Source organism: Streptomyces sp. NPDC015131 (genome assembly GCF_043079975.1).
GTDB lineage: Bacteria > Actinomycetota > Actinomycetes > Streptomycetales > Streptomycetaceae > Streptomyces.
Window position 1 is genome coordinate 1,225,287 of record NZ_JBIBVB010000002.1, and the last position, 18,842, is coordinate 1,244,128.

Annotated in this window: 11 protein-coding genes; 5 read left to right on the forward strand and 6 right to left on the reverse strand. The window is 75.5% G+C overall.

Annotated features, from left to right (window positions below):
* Positions 1-276 precede the first annotated feature (276 nt).
* From prfB to ACF08D_RS11200, 3 genes are all read right to left on the reverse strand, one after another.
* Positions 277-1,383, reverse strand: a complete 1,107-nt coding sequence (gene prfB / locus ACF08D_RS11190; RefSeq protein ID WP_392222272.1) for a peptide chain release factor 2 — start codon at positions 1,381-1,383, stop codon at positions 277-279.
* A gap of 125 nt (positions 1,384-1,508) precedes the next feature.
* The gene (locus ACF08D_RS11195) at positions 1,509-2,744 is read right to left on the reverse strand and encodes a serine/threonine-protein kinase (RefSeq protein WP_392222273.1); all 1,236 of its coding nucleotides are present in this window, start codon (positions 2,742-2,744) and stop codon (positions 1,509-1,511) included.
* Positions 2,745-2,851: 107 nt separating this feature from the next.
* On the reverse strand, positions 2,852-4,579 hold the full coding sequence (locus tag ACF08D_RS11200) for a serine/threonine-protein kinase (RefSeq protein WP_392222274.1): 1,728 nt from the start codon (positions 4,577-4,579) through the stop codon (positions 2,852-2,854).
* A 440-nt stretch (positions 4,580-5,019) separates the two neighbouring features.
* Between ACF08D_RS11200 and ACF08D_RS11205 the strand changes: the two genes are divergently transcribed.
* The 5 genes from ACF08D_RS11205 (at position 5,020) to ACF08D_RS11225 (ending at position 14,565) form a co-directional block, all read left to right on the forward strand.
* Positions 5,020-8,373, forward strand: a complete 3,354-nt coding sequence (locus tag ACF08D_RS11205) for an FHA domain-containing protein (RefSeq protein ID WP_392222275.1) — start codon at positions 5,020-5,022, stop codon at positions 8,371-8,373.
* A gap of 133 nt (positions 8,374-8,506) precedes the next feature.
* On the forward strand, positions 8,507-9,964 hold the full coding sequence (locus ACF08D_RS11210; protein WP_392222276.1) for an ABC transporter substrate-binding protein: 1,458 nt from the start codon (positions 8,507-8,509) through the stop codon (positions 9,962-9,964).
* Between the two features lie 4 nt (positions 9,965-9,968).
* Positions 9,969-11,318 (forward strand): carbohydrate ABC transporter permease, encoded by a 1,350-nt coding sequence (locus ACF08D_RS11215; RefSeq protein WP_392222277.1) that lies wholly within the window; start codon positions 9,969-9,971, stop codon positions 11,316-11,318.
* Complete coding sequence (locus ACF08D_RS11220) at positions 11,315-12,196, forward strand: carbohydrate ABC transporter permease (protein ID WP_392222278.1); 882 nt, start codon at positions 11,315-11,317, stop codon at positions 12,194-12,196. The genes ACF08D_RS11215 and ACF08D_RS11220 overlap by 4 nt, the downstream gene beginning before the upstream one ends.
* A 140-nt stretch (positions 12,197-12,336) precedes the next feature.
* Positions 12,337-14,565: a CDP-glycerol glycerophosphotransferase family protein gene (locus tag ACF08D_RS11225; protein WP_392222279.1), complete on the forward strand. Its 2,229-nt coding sequence runs from the start codon at positions 12,337-12,339 to the stop codon at positions 14,563-14,565.
* 4 nt (positions 14,566-14,569) lie between these two features.
* Here ACF08D_RS11225 and ACF08D_RS11230 read toward each other — a convergent pair whose 3' ends face one another.
* From ACF08D_RS11230 to ACF08D_RS11240, 3 genes are read right to left on the reverse strand one after another with little or no spacing between them, the layout of a single operon-like run.
* Complete coding sequence (locus ACF08D_RS11230) at positions 14,570-16,219, reverse strand: glycosyltransferase family 2 protein (protein ID WP_392222280.1); 1,650 nt, start codon at positions 16,217-16,219, stop codon at positions 14,570-14,572.
* Complete coding sequence (locus tag ACF08D_RS11235; RefSeq protein ID WP_392222281.1) at positions 16,216-18,438, reverse strand: CDP-glycerol glycerophosphotransferase family protein; 2,223 nt, start codon at positions 18,436-18,438, stop codon at positions 16,216-16,218. The genes ACF08D_RS11230 and ACF08D_RS11235 overlap by 4 nt, the downstream gene beginning before the upstream one ends.
* A gap of 26 nt (positions 18,439-18,464) precedes the next feature.
* Positions 18,465-18,839, reverse strand: a complete 375-nt coding sequence (locus tag ACF08D_RS11240; RefSeq protein WP_392222282.1) for a hypothetical protein — start codon at positions 18,837-18,839, stop codon at positions 18,465-18,467.
* Positions 18,840-18,842 lie beyond the last annotated feature (3 nt).

Below are 18,842 nucleotides of genomic sequence, written 5' to 3' on the forward strand. Positions count from 1 at the left end.
CCAGTCATGCGCATGCCGCGCGTCAGCTTTCCCAGTTTTCGTACAAGCGTCAAGGCGGTTGCGCGTGCGATGCCCGAAATGATCGCAGTTGCCGGGGGTGCAACGATGCAACTGTGACGTAAACAGCGAACAACCGCCCGCCAGGGGCTAGTTTCCTTGTCGACAAAGCGAGTCCGGGGTGAACACGGCGCTTGCGCCAGCGAATTGTGTGCGCCCGGAAAACGCGACGGCGCCCGGGGCCGACCCCGGGCGCCGTCGATTCCGCTTCTGCCGCGGTTACTTCTCCTGCTGCTTCCGCCAGCGGATGCCCGCCTCCAGGAAGCCGTCGATCTCGCCGTCGAGGACGGACTGCGGGTTGCCGACCTCGAACTCCGTCCGGAGGTCCTTCACCATCTGGTACGGGTGCAGGACGTACGAACGCATCTGGTTGCCCCAGGAGTTGCCGCCGTCGCCCTTGAGGGCGTCCATCTTGGCCTGCTCCTCCTGGCGGCGCCGCTCCAGCAGCTTCGCCTGGAGGACGTTCATGGCGCTGGCCTTGTTCTGGATCTGCGAGCGCTCGTTCTGGCAGGAGACGACGATGCCGGTCGGGATGTGCGTGATGCGCACCGCCGAGTCGGTGGTGTTGACGCCCTGGCCGCCGGGGCCCGAGGCGCGGTAGACGTCCACGCGCAGCTCGGACTCGTCGATCTCGACGTGGTCGGACTGCTCGACGACCGGCAGCACCTCGACGCCCGCGAAAGACGTCTGGCGGCGGCCCTGGTTGTCGAAGGGCGAGATGCGGACCAGCCGGTGCGTGCCCTGCTCGACGGAGAGCGTGCCGTAGGCGTACGGCGCCTTGACGACGAAGGTGGTCGACTTGATGCCGGCCTCCTCCGCGTACGAGGTCTCGTAGACCTCCGTGGAGTAGCCGTGGCGCTCGGCCCAGCGCAGGTACATGCGCTGGAGGCGCTCGGCGAAGTCGGAGGCGTCGACGCCGCCGGCCTCGGCGCGGATGTTGACCAGGGCCTCGCGCTCGTCGTACTCGCCGGAGAGGAGGGTGCGGACCTCCATCTCGTCGAGCGCCTTGCGGACGGCGGTCAGCTCGGTCTCGGCCTCGGCGCGGGTGTCCGGGTCGTCCATCTCCTCGGCCAGCTCGAAGAGGACGCCGAGGTCGTCGATGCGACCGCGCAGCGCCTCCGCCTTGCGCACCTCGGCCTGGAGGTGCGAGAGCTTGCTGGTGATCTTCTGCGCCGCCTCCGGGTCGTCCCAGAGGGACGGGGCCGCGGCCTGCTCCTCGAGCACGGCGATGTCTGCCCTCATCCTGTCGAGGTCCAGGACGGCCTCGATCGACCCCATGGTCGAGGAGAGGGACTTCAGCTCTTCGGATACATCGACGACTGCCACGACACCAGCGTAACGGCTGCGTGCGACACCCCGGCCCCCCAGGCGGCCACCGGGGCCTCCGAGGGCCTGTGGGGGCCACCCCCGCCCCGCCCCGGCCCCGGTCGGGGGCGGGCGAGGTGCCCCGGTCAGGGCTGGGAGGGGGCCGACTGCTTGGAGTCCCGGGGCGGGGCGCCCGCGTCGTCCTCGCCGGTCGCCACGTACCCGCCGACGCCCGCGGCGGTCAGCAGGGCGAGCGCGGCGATGCCGAGGGTGATCCGGCGCTTGCGCACGGCCCCGGCCTTGTGGCGGGCGGAGCCGGGGCGCCGCCCGCCGGCGGGGCGCGGGGCGCGAGCGGTGCCGCGGGGGCCGCCGGACAGCTCGTCGGGGGCCGGGACGCGCATCGAGGTGTGGGTGTCCCGGTTGGAGTCGGTGGAGGAGCCCGGGACCAGCGGCACGGCGGCCCGGCGCGGGGCGTTCGGGAGGGTCGGGTACGGGTCATCCTCGTGCGCCTCGGCGGCGGGCTCGGTGTCCGGCTCGTCCACGTCGAGCGGCGGCATGCCCTCGACCAGGGGCAGCAGGTCGTGGAGGCGGGCGGCCAGCTCGGAGGCGCGCAGCCGGGAGGCGGGGGCCTTGGCGAGGCACTGGACGACCAGCTGCCACAGCTCGTCGGGGATGCCGGGCAGCGGTACGACGGTCTCGGTGACGTGCCGGCGCAGCACGGCCCCCGGGTGGCCGCCGCCGAACGGGGTGAAGCCGGCGAGCAGCTCGTAGAGCACCGTCGCCAGGGCGTAGATGTCGACGGCCGCGCGGGGCGGGAGGCCCTCGACGATCTCCGGGGCGAGGTAGTCGGGGGTGCCGATGATCCGGTTGGTCCTGGTGCGCCGGGGGGTGTCGATCAGCTTGGCGACGCCGAAGTCGGTGAGGAGGGCGGGGTGGGCGCCGCCGGGGCCGAGCGGGCCCTCCATGTCGAGCAGGATGTTCTCGGGCTTCACGTCCCGGTGGACGACTCCGGCGGCGTGCGCGGCGGCCAGGGCCTCGGCGACGTCGGCGACGATCGAGACGGCCGCCGCGGGGGCGAGCCGGCGCTCGCGGTCGAGCCGGGTGCGCAGGTCGGTGCCGCGCACCAGGTCCATGACCAGGGCGAGGTCGTTGCCGTCGACGACCAGGTCGCGGACGGACACCACGCGCGCGTGGTCCAGCCCGAGCAGGGCGGTGCGCTCCTGGACGAAGCGCCCGACGAGCTCCTGGTCCGAGGCCAGGTCCTCGCGCAACAGCTTGATGGCGACGGGGCCCTCGGGGCCCTCGCCGAGCCACACCGTTCCGGCACTGCCCCGCCCCAGGATCTGGTGGGCCGTGTACCGGCTGCCGATTTTCCGTGCCAAGACTGCTCCCTCAGCGGCTGGCGTTCCCGACAAAGTTACGCGGGGTCGGGCGCCGGTACTCACTTCCGGGGGTAAATCACCCCCCGGAAGTCGACAAATCGGCAGGGTTACTGTCCGGCGGGGGTGTCGCCGGTGCCGGCCGAGCCGCCGGAGCCCCCGGATCCGCTGAGGCCCGAGACCCAGTCGGAGACCGCCGACACGCCGTCGCTGATCGCCTGCCAGTAGCTCTTGCCCTCGGCGATCCAGCTCTGGAGCGGGGTCAGCTCCCAGATGAGCCAGCCCGCCGCGACGAACAGCACGATCGTGAACAGGCAGCCCTTGAGGCAGCCGAGGCCCGGGATGCGCATCGGGTTGGCGCTGCGCTGCCGGGGCTGCCGGGGCTCGCGCGGCGGGCGCCCGGCCGGCGGCTGGGGCTGCTGCGGCGCCTGGGGCTGCCGGGGCTGCTGGGCCTGCGGCGGGTACTGCTGGGGCGGGTACTGCTGCTGCGGGGGCGGCGGCGCGTACTGCTGCGGGGGCGGCGGCGGAGCGTACTGCCGGCGCTGCGGGGGCTGCTGGGCCTGCGGCTGCGGCGGGTACGGCTGCTGGTGCTGCGGGGACCGCTGGGGCGCCTGGCGCTGCGGGCGGCGGCGCAGCGGGTCCTGGTCCGGGTCGAGGTACTGGACCTGCGTCTGCTCGTTGCGGTCCCGGGCGGCGCGGAGCTGGCTCTGCCAGGGGTGCGGCTCCTCGGGCTGCGGGGAGCCGTCGGCGCGCGGCGGCACGGGCGGCATCACGGCGGTGGGGTCGGCGGCGCCCGGGGCGCCCCCGCCCGCTCCGGTGGTGGGCAGGACGCTGGTGGCGGCGCCCGGGTCGTACGCGGCGGCGCCGCGGCCGGGCAGCACCTGCGTGGGGTCGGCGGCGGCCGGGTCGACCGGCACGGGCGCCGGGGCGGGGTCGGGGGCGAGCAGCGCGCCCACGCCCTCGGCGGCCTCGATCTGGGCGGGCGTGGCGTGCACCCCGATGCCGGCGGCGACGGTGCGCAGGCCGCGGGCGAGGTTCTCGGCGCCGGGGCGCCGCCCGGGGTCCTTGCTGAGGCAGCGCTCGATGACGGTCCACAGGGGGCCCGGCACGGTCGAGGGGCGGCGGGGCTCCTCGCTGAGGTGGCGGTGCAGCACCTCCAGGGCGGTGCCGCCGGCGAACGGCGGGCGGCCGGTGACCAGTTCGTACAGCAGGATGCCGGCACCGTAGACGTCCACGGCGGAGGTCTGCGGCCGGCCCTCGGCGGACTCGGGCGCCACGTACGCGGGCGTGCCGACGAATTCGTGCGTACGGGTGAGGCCGGGGCTGTCCGCGAGGCGCGCGATGCCGAAGTCGGTGAGCATCGGGTGCATCCGGCCGTCGCGCTCGGCGAGCAGGACGTTCGCGGGCTTGAGGTCGCGGTGGACGACGCCGTCGGCGTGGCTGGCGGCGAGCGCGTCGGCGATCTGGGCGGTCATCAGGGAGGCGGCGACCGGGCTGAGGGGGCCGTTCTCCCGGAGGTACCGGTGCAGGTCCGGGCCGTCGACCAGGTCCATGACGAGGGCGAGGAGGTCGCCCTCGACGACGAGGTCGCGGGTGCGGACGATGTTGGGGTGGGTGAGGCGGAGGAGGACGGAGCGCTCCCGCAGGAACCTCATCACCACGTCCGCGTCGTTCGCGAGCTCCTCCTTGAGGACCTTGATCGCGACGGTCTCGCCGGGCTGGCCGGGCACGGCCGCCTCGGCGCCCGCGGTCTCACGCTGGCGGGCTCGCCAGACGGTGCCCGTGGCGCCGCGTCCGAGCGGCTCCTCGAGCAGGTACTTGCTGCCTACCGGCCGCACGTCATGCGCTCCCTGCGATCGTGGTCCTTGCCTGTCCGAGCCCCTCTCGGGTCCGCCCGGGTGTCCGACCCACTGTAGTGCCGGACCGCGGCCCGGCGGCGGGTCGAGTTCCGCCCCCGTACGCCCCTGGAGGACGCCCGCGGGCGGTACACGGTTGCCAGGGTGACACGACTCGCACCGCCGCACATGATCACAAAAGGGGGGCGAGCAGGTCTTTTCCCGACCGGGTCCGATCGTTCAAGATCATTTCTTGGTGGGGCGGGGACGGGTTGTCGGTCCCGGGTGGGAGGATGCCTCACAGCACGGCCATCACGGGGTCGGGAGCCCCGTGGACCGTGCCGACCTGACCGGACGACGCGTCCGCGACGGGTGGGGGGAGCGCGAGACGGGCCGTTCCCTCCCCTGCCGGGCGCGCCGCGCAGAAGGGACCGCTGACGGCGATGCAGATCCGGCTGACCGTCCTCGCGGCGCCGCCCGGCGGCCAGGCCGCGGGGCGCGCCTGTGACGTGCTTGTCACCGCCCCGGCCGGGACCGCGCTGGCCGCCGTCGCCTCCGGGCTGGCGGCCGCCGTGTCGGGCGCCGACCCCTCGGGCACCGTCGTGCTGTACGCGGGCGGGGAGCGGCTGGACCCGCAGCGCCGCTTCCTGGGCGAGCCGCCGCTGGTGGACGGCGCGGTGCTCTCGCTCCAGGTGCCCGGCGAGGACCACGCCCCGCCGGACGGCGCGGCGGCGCGGCTGCACGTGGTGGCGGGGCCGGACGCGGGCGGCGTCCATCTGCTGCACCCCGGCCGGATCGGCATCGGCCGCTCCGCCGACGCGGACGTCCCGCTGGACGACCCGGACGTCTCCCGCCTGCACTGCGCGGTGACGGTCGCCGACGACGGCCGGGTCACCGTCGAGGACCTGGGCTCCACCAATGGCACCACCCTGGACGGCTCCGGGGTCGGCGGCCGGCCCGTCCGCCTCTCCCCCGGCGCGCTGCTCCGCCTGGGCGAGTCCTCGCTGCGGCTGTCCGTGGGCCCGCCGCTGGCGGACGGCGCCCCGCTGCCGACCGCGCCCGACGGCGAGGGCCACCTGCGGGTGTCCCTCGGCGGTACGGCGCCCGCCCCCGGTGCGCACGTCCCGGACGGTGGCGGCCCGGCGGGCGGGGGCGGCGCGCACCGGGTGCCGCGCCAGGCGGCGCCCCCGGCCCCGGGCGGCGCCGGGCCGGCGGTCACCGGCGGCACGGTCGCCGTCACACCGGCGGGCCCGCCCCCGGGCGCCCCGGGCACCGGCGGCGGCGCCGGATCGCGGGAGGCCACCCCGCCGCGCGGCACCCCGGTCGGCGGCGCGGGCGGTACGGGCGGACCGGGCAGTACGGGCGGTACGGCGGGACCGGGCGACGATGACGGACCGGGCAGCACCGGGGCCGACCCCGCCGCGCCCGCCCGCAAGCGGGGCATAAGCGCCTGGGCGCGGCGGCTCGCGGGCGGGCGCGGCGGACCGGCCGACGCCCCGGGGGTGCCCGCCCCGGCGGCGCCCGGGGGCGGCGCCCTGCCGGAGACCTGGCCCGACCCGGCGGCCGTGCTGCTCACCGCGCTCGGGCCGGGACCGCGCCTGTGGGAGCGGGGCCCGGGCCACCCGGAGTCGCTGGTCGTCCGGCTCGGCACCACCGACCGGGCCGACCTGGCCGCCGTCCCGGTGACCGTCGGGCTCCGCGAGGCCGGGTCACTGGGGCTGGCCGGGCCCCGGGCGCGGCTGCTGGGCCTGACCCGCTCGGTCGTCGCCCAGCTCGCCGCGCTCCACACGCCCGCCGAGCTGGAGATCGTCCTGCTCAGCGGGGCGCAGCGGCGGCGGGAGTGGAGCTGGCTCGGCTGGCTGCCGCATGTGCGCCCGGCCCGGGGCCAGGACTGCCGGCTGCTCCTGGCGTACGACCGGGAGCAGGCCGCCGCCCGCGCGGCGGAGCTGACCCGGCGGCTGGACGACGGGCCGCTGGGGCCCGGCTGGGCGAGCGCCGACCGCAGGGCCGTCACGGAGGCCGCCGGGCTGCACGGTGCGGAGGACGGCACGTACACGGTGGTGATCGTCGACGGCGACCCGGGGACGGCCGCGCTGCGCGAGACGACCGCGCGGCTCGCGGCGGCCGGGTCGGCGGCGGGCATCCACCTGATCTGCCTGGCCGAGTCCCCGGCGGCGTCCCCGCTGTCCCCGGTGGCGGACACCTATGAGACGGCCTGCGCCGCGTCGCTGGCGTTCCGCGAGTGCGGGGCGGCCGCGCTGCTGTCGGGCGACGTGGCGACCGCGCTGCGGCTGATGCGTACGGTGGCGGGCCGGCCCGCCGGGCACGGCACCGTGGGCACGGTCGACGCGGTGTCCGCGGCCTGGGCCGAGCGGTTCGCGCGGGCCCTCGCCCCGCTGCGCGCCGAGCGCGACGAGCCGGGCGGGGCGGCCGGGGGCGGCCCCGGGGCCCCGGGCGGCGCCGTCCCGCGCGGGCGGGCGGTGGCCGCGCCGCTGCCGCCGTCCGCGCGGCTGCTGGACGAGCTGGGGCTGGCCCGCGCGACCCCCGCGTCCCTGATGGCCCGCTGGGCCTCCGCCCCGGACGGCACCGCGGTGCTGGGCACCGGTCCGCGCGGCCCGCTGGTGGTGGACCTCACGGCGGAGGGCCCCCATCTGCTGGTCGAGGGGCCGGCCGGCAGTGGCCGTACGGAGCTGCTGCGTTCCGTCGCCGCGTCCCTGGCGTCCGCGTCCCGCCCGGACCGGCTGGGCCTGCTGCTGGTGGACGGGGCGGGCGGCGGGCGCGACGGCGGGCTCGCGCCCTGCACCGAGCTGCCGCACACCGTGGAGCACCTGGTGGCGTCGGACCCGGTGCGGATGCGGGACTTCGCCCAGGCGCTGGGGGCGGAGCTGAAGCGCCGCGCGGAGCTGCTGGGCCGGGAGGACTTCGCCGAGTGGCACACCCGCCGCGAGGTCGCGGACCGGATGGTCGCCCCCCGCCGCCCCGGCGACGCGGCCCAGCCCGGCAGCCCCCGCCGCCCCGGTGACACGGCCCAACCCGGCAGCCCCCGCCGCCCCGGTGACGGTACGGACCCGTCCGGCAGCCCCCGCCGCCCCGGCGACGCGGCCCAGCCCGGCGCCCCCCGCCGACCCGGCGACACGGCCCAGCCCGGCGCTCCCCGCCGCCCCGGTGACGGTACGGACCCGTCCGGCGGGCTGGACTCGCCGCCGTCCGGGACGCTGCGGCTGCGCCCGGCCGCGCGCGGCGCCCAGGAGGAGGCCCCGCCGCCGCTGCCCCGGCTGGTCGTCCTGGTCGACGACTACGACGCGCTGGTGGCGCCCTCGCTCGGCAGCCCCGGGCGGCCCGCCGCCGGGTCGGTCGTCCGGGCGCTGGACGCGGTGGCGCGGGACGGCGACCGGCTGGGCGTGCACCTGGTGGCCGCGTCGGCCCGCCCGGAGCGCACGGCCGACACCGAGCTGGCCCACCGGGCGCGGCTGCGGGTGGTGCTGGAGCCGCCGCCCGCCGCGCCCGGGCCGGACGTCCCGGCTCCCGGCCGGGGGCGGCTGGGCCACCCGGACGGCCGGGTGACGCCGTTCCAGGGCGGCCGGGTCACCGGGCGCATCCCCCGGACGGCGACCCAGCGGCCCACGGTGGTGCCGCTGGAGTGGGAGCGCATGGGCGACCCGCCGGCCCGCCGCCCGGTGCGGGAGCTGGGCAACGGCCCGACGGACCTGGCCCTGCTGGCCAGCGCGCTGGAGCGGGCGGCCCGCTCCGTGGAGGCTGCCCCGCTGCCCCCGCTCGTACCAACGCGGCAGACCTGAAAGGGGGTTGACGCCACGTCACGACCCGATCACGAAACCCGCCGCGACCCCGAAGGCGGTATTGCGACCCCCGTACGCCGGGCGTAGACCTGACGGACGGGACGCGTACGCGCACGGGAGAGACGGGGCAGTGATGCGCACAACCCTTCGCACACGCACAACTCTTCGCACACGCACGGACCTTGACACCCGCGGGACCCCCCGGGCCGGCAGAGCCCCCCGGACCCGCGGGACCCTCCGGACCCGCGGGGCCGCGGCGGCGCTCGCCGCCCTCTGCGCGCTCGCCCTCGCCGGCTGCGGCGGGGACGACGGCGGGGACGGCGGCTCCGAGCCGGGCAAGGACACCGGCACCGGGGCGGCGACCGTCGAACTGCCCCGGCTGGAGGGGCAGAAGGTCCAGGTCGTGGCGGTGTGGACGGGCCCCGAGCAGGAGGCGTTCACCAAGGTCCTCGACGCATTCGAGAGGCGCACCGGCGCGGAGGTCGCCTATGTGCCGACCCAGGACGCGATGCTCAACTACATCGGTACGAAGATCGCGGGCGGCGCCCCGCCGGACGTCGCCATGCTCCAGCAGGTCGGCGCGCTCCAGCAGGCCGTGGAGCGCGGCTGGGCCAAGCCCGCCGGTCCCGGCGCCAAGGAGCAGCTCGCCAAGAACTACGGCAAGGGCTGGCGGGACCTCGGAACGGTGGGCGGCACCCAGTACGGCGTGTACTTCAAGGCCGCCAACAAGTCGCTGATCTGGTACAACACGGCCGCCTTCGAGAACGCGGGGGTGTCCGAGCCGAAGACCTGGAAGGAGCTGATCGGCGCCGCCGAGACGGTGTCCGCGTCCGGGGTGACGCCCTTCTCGGTGGGCGGCGCGGACGGCTGGACGCTGACGGACTGGTTCGAGAACGTCTACCTCTCGCAGGCCGGGCCGGAGAAGTACGACCGGCTGGCGAAGCACGAGATCCCGTGGACCGACCCGTCCGTCAAGCAGGCGCTGACGACCCTCGGCGAGGTCTTCGGCCGGCCGGACCTGATCGCGGGCGGCGCGGCGGGCGCGCTGCAGACCGAGTTCCCCGCGTCGGTGACGCAGACCTTCACCGGGGGTGACACGCCCAAGGCCGCGATGGTCTTCGAGGGGGACTTCGTCTCCATCAACATCGCGCAGACGGAGGCGAAGGTCGGGACGGACGCCAAGGCGTTCCCGTTCCCGGCGGTGGGCGCCGACGCGCCGGTGGTGACCGGCGGGGACGTGGCGGTGGCGCTGACCGCGAAGCCCGCCGCCCAGGCGCTGCTGACGTTCCTCGCCTCGCCCGACGCGGCCCGGATCTGGGCGGCCGAGGGCGGCTTCATCTCCCCCAACAGGTCGCTGGACCCGGCGGCGTACCCGAACGACGTCCAGCGTGAGATCGGCAAGGCGCTCATCGCGGCGGGGGACGACTTCCGGTTCGACATGTCGGACCAGATGCCGCAGTCGTTCGGCGGCACGCCCGGCAAGGGCGAGTGGAAGGCGCTCCAGGACTTCCTGAAGAACCCGAAGGACGTCGCGGGTACGCAGGCGAGGCTGGAGGCCGACGCGGCCAAGGCGTACAAGAGCGCGGGCTGACGCCGTGGCGGCGCCGGCAGCGGGGGGCGCGGCGGCCACACGGCCCGCGCCCCCGGTCTCGCGCAGGAGCGTCACCGGCACCCGGAGAGCCGTCGCGGCGGGGTTCCTGCTGCCGGCGCTGGTGCTGCTGGGCGCGCTCGTGGTCTACCCGATCGGGTACTCGGTGTACCGGTCCTTCTTCGACCGGGCGGGCAGCGGTTTCGCCGGCCTGGACAACTACGTCGAGATCTTCACCGACGACACCATCCTCACGGCCGTCCGGAACAACGCGATCTGGGTGGTGCTGGCGCCGACCGTGGCCACCGCGCTCGGGCTGATCTTCGCCGTGCTGACGGAACGGGTGCGCTGGGGCACGGCGTTCAAGCTGATCGTCTTCATGCCCATGGCCATCTCCATGCTGGCCGCCGGGATCATCTTCCGGCTGGTGTACGAGCAGGATCCCGACCGCGGTGTCGCCAACGCCGTCTGGGTGGGCGTGCACGACACGTTCGCCGAGTCGGCGGTCTACCCCCGGGCGCGGCCGCTGCCGGTCCACCCGCTGGAGGCGGCGGGCGGCGGGGCGTTCGTCACCAAGGAGCCGGTGCGGGCGGGCACGCCCGTGGAGCTGCCGCTGATCGGGGTGGCCCCGGCGGACATGCCGGCGGACGCGCGGCCCGCGAAGGCGCCGGAGCGGAGCGGCGACGGCGTGGCGGGCACGGCGTGGCTGGACTTCACCCGGGGCGGCGGCGGGACGCCGAACACCGTCGACGCCCGGGAGCTGGGCCTGAAGGGCCTGACGGTGGAGGCGGTACGGGACGGGAAGGTGGTCGCCACGGCGACGGCCGCCGCCGACGGCACGTTCTTTCTGCCCCGGGAGGCGGACGGGGCGCATCTGCGGCTGCCGGGGAGCAACTTCCGGGAGCAGTACAACGGTGTGGACTGGCTCGGCCCGACGCTGGTGACCCCGGCGATCATCGGTTCTTACGTCTGGATGTGGGCCGGGTTCGCCATGGTGCTGATCGCGGCGGGGCTGGCGAGCCTGCCCCGGGAGCTGCTGGAGGCGGCCCGGGTGGACGGGGCGAGCGAGTGGCAGGTCTTCCGCCGGGTGACGGTTCCGCTGCTGGCGCCGGTCCTGGCGGTCGTCCTGGTCACCCTGATGATCAATGTGCTGAAGATCTTCGACCTGGTGTTCATCATCGCGCCCGGTTCGGTCCAGGACGACGCGAACGTCCTGGCGCTCCAGCTCTACCGCTCGTCCTTCGGCACCGACGCCCACCTGGGGGTGGGCAGCGCGATCTCGGTGCTGCTGCTGTTGCTGGTGATCCCGGTGATGTTCTTCAACATCCGCCGTATCCGGAAGGAGGGACGGCGATGAGCGGGACGACGACGCCCGGGAAGGGCCGGCGCCCGCTCGCCGCGCGTGTCGCGGCGCGGGCGGGCGGCGGGGCGGTGCGGGTGTTCCTGGTGCTGGTGGCGCTGTTCTGGCTGATGCCCACGGTGGGGCTGCTGCTGTCCTCGCTGCGCGACCCGGCCGACATCGGGGCGAGCGGCTGGTGGACGGTGTTCACCGAGCCGGCGCGGCTCACGGCGGACAACTACGCGGCCATCCTGGAGAACGACACCATCACCGGCTCCCTGCTCTCCACGGTGCTGATCACCGTGCCGGCGACGGTGCTGGTCGTGGTGGTCGGGGCGCTCGCCGGATACGCCTTCGCCTGGATGGAGTTCCCCGGCCGCGACTGGTGGTTCCTGGTCGTGGTGGGGCTGCTGGTGGTGCCCGTGCAGGTGGCGCTCGTCCCGGTGTCGAAGCTGTTCGGCACGGTCGGGATCTTCGAGACGACGCTCGGGGTGGTGCTGTTCCATGTCGCGTTCGGCCTGCCGTTCGCGATCTTCCTGCTGCGGAACTTCTTCGCGGAGATCCCCCGCGAGCTGCTGGAGGCCGCCCGGCTGGACGGGGCGGGCGAGGTGCGGCTGTTCACCCGGGTGGTGATGCCGCTGGGCGGCCCGGCCATCGCCTCGCTCGGCATCTTCCAGTTCCTGTGGGTGTGGAACGACATGCTGGTGGCGCTGATCTTCGCGGACTCGGAGTCCCCGCCGGTCACCGTCGCCCTCCAGCAGCAGGTACGGCAGTTCGGCAACAACATCGACATCCTGGCGCCCGGCGCCTTCCTGTCGATGGTGATCCCGCTCGCGGTGTTCTTCGCCTTCCAGCGGCAGTTCGTCTCCGGAGTGATGGCGGGGGCCGTCAAATGAGGTGGTCAAGGGGGTGGTCGAGGGGGTGGTCGAGGGGCCGGTCGGCGAGGTGGCCGACGGGGGCGTCACGGCGGTGCCGGGGCGTCCCCCGTATGCCACGGCGGGCGTAACCCGGTCGGTTCATCCGACGTTCCCGGGCCATGCCCCGGTTCAGCGTGATCGTCCCCGCGTACGAGGTCCAGGCGTATCTGCACGAGTGCCTGGAGTCGGTCCTCTCCCAGTCCTTCGAGGACTGGGAGCTGATCGCCGTGGACGACTGCTCGCCCGACGGCTGCGGGGCGGTGATCGACGAGTTCGCCGCCCGCGACCGCCGGGTCGTCGCCGTGCACCTGCCCGTCAACACCGGTCTGGGGCCCGCCCGCAACGCCGGGCTGGAACGGGCCACCGGCGACTACGTCCTCTTCCTGGACGGCGACGACACCTTCGTACCGGGCGCCCTCCAGGCCGTCGCCGACCGGCTGAAGGAGACCGGCTCGCCCGACCTGCTGGTGTACGACTACGCGCGCGTGTACTGGTCCGGCGAGGCGGTACGGCACGAGTTCCGCACCCACCTCACCGAGGACGGGCCGGCGCCCTTCCCGCTGACCGAGCGGCCGGGGCTGCTGAAGGTCCTCATGGTGGTGTGGAACAAGGCGTACAAGAGGGAATTCCTGGAGCGGGAGGGCTTCACCTTCCCGCCCGGCTTCTACGAGGACACGCCCTGGACGTACCCGGCGCTGATGGCCGCCGGGTCCATCGCCACCCTCGACCGGGTCTGCGTCCACTACCGCCAGCGCCGCACCGGATCCATCCTGCGCACCACCAGCCCGCGCCACTTCGACCTGTTCGAGCAGTACGAGCGGGTCTTCGCGTTCATCGACGCGCGGCCGGAGCTGGCGCGCTGGCGGCCGGTGCTGTTCCGGCGGATGGCCGACCACTTCACGTCCGTGTTCTCCGCGCCCGGCCGCCTCCCGCGCGGGACCCGGGCCGACTTCTTCCGGCGCGCCCGCCGCCACTACCGCCGCTTCCGCACCCGGGGCGCGACGCCCAAGTTCACCACCCGGCTGCGCCACGCGCTGGTGCGGCTCGGCTGCCACCGGGCGTACCGGGCGATCATGACCGCCCGGGTGCTGAGGAAGCGCGCCGGGCGGTACGCATCGGTGGCCGCCCGCGCCGCGCGGGGCGCCCTGCTCCAGGCGCACTACCGGGTCCAGCTGTGCCTGCCGGTGCGCGAGGACCGGGCGGTGTTCGCCGCCTACTGGCACCGGGGGTACGCGTGCGCCCCGGCGGCCGTCGAGGAGCGGGTGCGGGAGCTGGCCCCGCAGGTGCGCACGGCCTGGGTGTGCGGGCCGGAGCACGCGCACACCGTGCCGGCCGGGACGCTCCGGCTGCGCCCGGGGACGGCCGCCTACTGGACGGCGCTGGCCCGCTCCAAGTACCTGGTCAACAACGTCAACTTCGACCACCGGCTGGTGAAGCGGCGCGGCCAGCTGCTGATCCAGACCCAGCACGGCACCCCGCTCAAGCACATGGGCCTCGACCTCCAGTACCGGCCGGCCGCCGCGCGGGACACCGACTTCGCCCGGCTGCTGCGCGGCATCGACCAGTGGGACGTGCTGCTGTCCGCCAACCGCCACTCCAGCCTGGTGTGGGAGCGGGTCTACCCGGCGGCGTACCGCGTCCTGGAGTTCGGCTCGCCGCGCAACGACGTCTTCCAGCGGGCGACCGCCGCCGACGTGGCGCTGCTGCGCGAGTCGCTGGGTGTCCCCGAGGGCCACACGGCGATCCTGTACGCCCCGACGCACCGCGACTACGCCCATCCGCAGCCGGTGCTGCTGGACCTGGAGCGGCTGCTGCGGGAGCTGGGCCCCCGGTTCGTGGTGCTGGCCCGCCCGCACCCCACGCACGGCACGCCCTTCGCCCCGGCCGGTGACTCCCGGATCATCGACGTGTCGCGGCACCCCTCGGTGGAGGCGCTGTGCCTGGCGTCGGACGCGCTGCTGACGGACTACTCGTCGCTGATGTTCGACTATGTGAACCTGGACCGGCCCGTGGTGGTGCACATCGAGGACCGGGAGGCGTACGAGGCGGCCCGGGGCACCTACTTCGACCTGCGGGCCTTCCCGCCGGGCGCGGTGGCCCGCTCCGAGGACGAGCTGGTCGACATCTTCGTCACCGGCCACTGGCGCGGGTCGCGCTCGGCGGAGCTGCGGGCCGCCTTCCGGGCGCGCTTCTGCCCGTACGACGACGGGTACGCCGCCGAGCGGGTGGTGCGGCACCTGTTCCTCGGCGAGGACGAGGCCGCCCTGCCGCCCGTCGTCCCGCCGGAGGACCGCCGCCCGGCGCCGTGCCCCGGTGGGTCGGCGGTCCTGTTCCCGGCGCCGCGCTGAGCGGTCACCGGCCCCGGATCAGGGCCTTCGCGGCGCGTCTGACCGGGCCGCGCTGCACCACCGGGCCCAGCAGCCGGCCCACCAGCCCGCCCGGCTGCCAGCGCAGCTGGAGCCGCCCGGTGTCGCGGCCCTCCGGTTCGGCCGTGACGCGGTGGCGGCCCGCGCCGGCCAGCTCGCAGGGCGCGAGGTCCAGCGGCGCGAGCAGCACCCCGGTGGCGCACGCGCCGGTGCGGCCGTCGGTGATCTCCAGCACCGGGTGCCGTACGCCCCGGAAGCCGTGCGCGGGCAGCGCGGCGGCGGTCAGGTCCAGCCGGACGGCGCCCTCGAAGACGCCCCGCCCCGCCGGGTCCATCCGCAGCGGCACGGTCAGCCGCCGCCCGCCGGGCGCCACGTGCAGCCGGGCGGCGAGCGGGGCGAGCGGCAGGCGCCGCCCCGGGTCGTAGGTGCGCAGGCGCAGGTCCAGGGCGCCGTCCCCGGCGCGTTCGACCCGGGTGATCTCGTGCCGGAACCGGGCGGCGCCGAACGGGCAGCCCGCCAGGTCCCACTCGGCCAGGTCCAGGTCGGCGCGCCCGGCCTCGGTGCGGGGCGGGGTGCCGCCCCAGTAGGTCCGGCCGTCCTCGTCCGTGACGGTCTCGCGGGGGCCCACCGGGTGGGCGAGGCCCCGGGCGGCGAGCCGGGCCTCCTCGTACCGCCCCTCGCGCAGCAGCCCCACCACGATCCGGTCGGCGCGCCGCATCCGCCGTACGGCGGCGGGGGCGAGCGTGTCCAGGTAGGGGAGGACCTCGGCGGCGAAGCCGGCCACCCAGGCGGGGTCCCGGTGGGGCAGGTCGCCGGCGTACAGCCGCAGGTCGTGGCTGAGGAACTTGTGGTCCTTCTCCTCCCGGACCGCCGCCGGCACGCCCTGGCCGGCCAGGAAGCCGTCGATGAGCCGGGCGACGGTGACCCGGTCGCGGACGTTGGAGAGCAGGTGGCGGCGGTTGGAGATGGTCGCGGCGCCGGCCGCCGCGTAGGGGGCGATGTACCAGCGGTAGACCGGTTCGGTGATCACGGTGAAGGCGCGGGCGAGGGTGTACGCCTGCGCGGAGAACAGCTGGTCCTCGTAGTGGAGCCCCTCGGGGAAGCGCAGGGCGTGCCGGTCGAGGAACTCCTTGCGGTACATCTTGTTGGTCGACAGCGGTTCGAACAGGATGCGGGGTTCGTCCGCCACGCCCCGTACGGTGCGCCGCCGGGTGAAGAGGTGGCCCATCCAGGGCGAGACGTCCCCGGTGTCGGTGCGGACGCGTTCGACCGCGCCCATGGTGAAGTCGGCGTCGGTCTCGGTGTGGGCGGCGAGCAGCAGCTCGACGGCGCGCGGGGGGAGTTCGTCGTCGCTGTCGAGGAACATCAGGAACGGCGCGCGGGCGGTGTCGAGGGCGCGGTTGCGGGGGGCGCCGCAGCCGCCGCTGTTGCGTTCGAGCCGGATGACGCGGATGCGGTCGTCCTGGGCGGCCAGCTGCGCGGCGACGTGCGGGGTGGCGTCGGTGGAGTGGTCGTCGCTGATGACGATCTCGATGTCGCGGTGGGTCTGGGCGCGTACGGAGGCGACGGCGCGGGGCAGCCGCTCGGCGTCGTCGTGGACGATGACGGTGACGGTGACGTCGGGGAGGGCGGTCATCGGCGGGTGGCCTCCTCGGGGGTGGGGGCGGGGGTGCGCCGCTCCAGGGGCAGGACGGGCGGCAGGCTTTCCTCGCCCTCGCCGAGGAAGACCCGGCGTACGACCCGTTCGGCGGCGTGCCCGTCGTCGTACTCGCAGAACCGCAGCCGGAAGTCGTGGCGCAGCTTGGCCGCCGCCTCGTCGCACCAGGTGCCGTCGCGGAGGATTCCGGTGAGTTCGTCCTGGGTGCGGGTGACGTGGCCGGGGGGTTCGGCGGTGATGTCGAAGTAGACGCCCCGGGTGGCGGTGTAGGTCTCCCAGTCGTCGGTGAGCAGCACGATGGGCCGGTCGAGGTTGGCGTAGTCGAACATGATCGACGAGTAGTCGGTGATGAGCGCGTCGGCGGCGAGGGCGAGCTGTTCGACAGGTTCGTAGCCGGTGACGTCGAGGACGCGGTCGTGGCGGGGGCCGGGCAGCCGGTCGTAGAAGTAGTGGCCGCGCACCAGCAGGACGGTGTCGTCGCCGAGGGCGTCGGCGAGGCGGGGCAGGTCGAGGCGCGGGGTCCAGCGGGTGCGGGGCTCGTGGTCGCGGTGGGTGGGCGCGTACAGCAGGGCGCGGGTGCCGGGGCCGAGGCCGAGCCGGGCGCGGGCGGCGCGGACGTCGGCGGCGGTGGCCCGGTAGTGGATGTCGTTGCGGGGATAGCCGTAGTCGAGGGAGCGGTGGCCTGCGGGGTAGGCGCGCTCCCAGGTCTCGGTGGAGTGGCTGTTGGCGGACAGGCTGTAGTCCCAGCGGTCGACGCGTTCCAGCAGCGCTTCGAGGCTGAGGCCCTGGGTGGCGGCGGGGAAGTCGCGCTGGTCGACGCCCATCCGCTTGAGCGGGGTGCCGTGGTGGGTCTGGAGGTGGACGGTGCCGGGGCGTTTGACGACGGCGCCGGGGAAGTTGACGTTGTTGACGAGGTACTGGGCGCGGGCGAGGACGTCCCAGTAGCGGGGGGTGCCGGGGACGACGTGGTCGGTGCCGGGGGGCAGCAGGGGGACGCGGTCGGCCTCGGCGATCCACACCTGGCGGATGTCGGGGGCGAGTTCGGCGAGTTCGGCGGCGATGGCGGCGGGGTTGCAGTGGACGCCGCGCCCCCAGTACGCGGAGAAGACCGCGAGGTCCTGGTCGGCGCTCCGGCGCAGCCCCCGGCGGTAGCGCAGCCGGGTGCGGGCGGCGGTGAGCTGCTCGGCGCGCCGGCCGGCGGCGGCGCCGGCGGTGCGGCGCTTGTCGTTGGCGAGGCGCAGCAGGCGGTAGCCGAGGTGGGCGCCCCGGCCGAGGAGCAGGTGGCGTACGCCGTCGAGGCCGCCGGGCCGCTGGTGGTCCTCGGGGCGGAAGCGGGCGGTGTGCCGGGCGGCGCGGCGGAAGTACTCGGTGAGCAGCGCGGGCGGCAGTTCGTCGCGCCGGGCGAGGGTGGCGAGGTAGTCGCCGACCATCCGGTCGTAGAGCCGGCCGCGCAGGGCGGGCGGCGCGCCGGCGGCGTGGGCGAGCTGGTGGAGGCGCTCGTACTGGCCGAAGGCGGCGAAGTGCTGGTCGGGTCCGGCGGCCCGGCGGCGGCTGGGCCGGTCCTTGTGGCGGACGAGCGCGATGTCGGCGCAGGTGTCGATCCGCCGGGCGAGGAGCAGCACGGCGTACGAGAGGTACAGCTCGTCGTGCCCGGGGGTGCCGGCCAGTTCGGGGTGCTCGGCCAGCAGCCGGGCGCTGACGAGGCGGTTGCCGAGGAGGGGCGCGACGTCGAGGAGCCCGGGGCGGGCGGCGAGCGTGGCGGCCCCGCCCGTGCCGGTGAGCAGCTCGGTGGTGCCGCTGGGGGCGGCGTCGTCGTACCAGTGGGCGTGGTGGTGGTCGGCGAGCAGCACGTCGGGCGCGTCGTCACCGCCGGCGAGGCGGGCGGTGAGGGCGGCGGCGGCGCCCTCGGGGAGCCGGTCGGTGGCGGGGTCCAGGAACTGGAGGTGGGTGCCGGTCGCGGCGCGGGCGGCGGCGGCGCGCGCGGTGGCGGCGGGGGCGCCGGCGGCGACGGGTACGACGGTGACGCGCGGGTCGCGCAGCTCGTAGGTGGTGGTGAGCGCCCGGGCGGGGCCGTCGGCGCCGGGGACGGTGACGACGATGTCGAGGTCGGGCGGGGTCTGGGCGGTGACGCTGTCGAGGCAGGCGCGGAGCCGGCCGTGGGGGGCGTGGCCGGACACGACGACGCTGAGTGCGGGCATGGGCGTTCGGTCCTTCTGGAGGTGGTTCAGTTCCGCTGGCCGAGGAAGACCGTCACCAGTCCGATCACCACCAGCAGCGAGCCGGCCCAGGTCCACACCGAGGTCCGCTCGTGCAGCAGGGTGGAGCCGGCCAGCACGATCAGCAGATAGCCGAGGGCGTTGAAGGGGTACGCGACGGACAGCGGGACACGGGCGAGGGTGGACATCCAGGCGACGGCGGAGATCGCGAAGACGGTGAGGCCCAGCACCACCCAGGGGGTGGTGGCGGCGCGCAGGGCGAGGGAGCCGCCCGCCCGCTCGGCGGCGCCGGCGGCGGCCTTCATGCCGTGCTTGAGCATGATCTGGCCGGCCGCCGAGGAGAACACCGCGAACAGCAGCAGGGCGAAGCTGGGCAGGGTCAACGT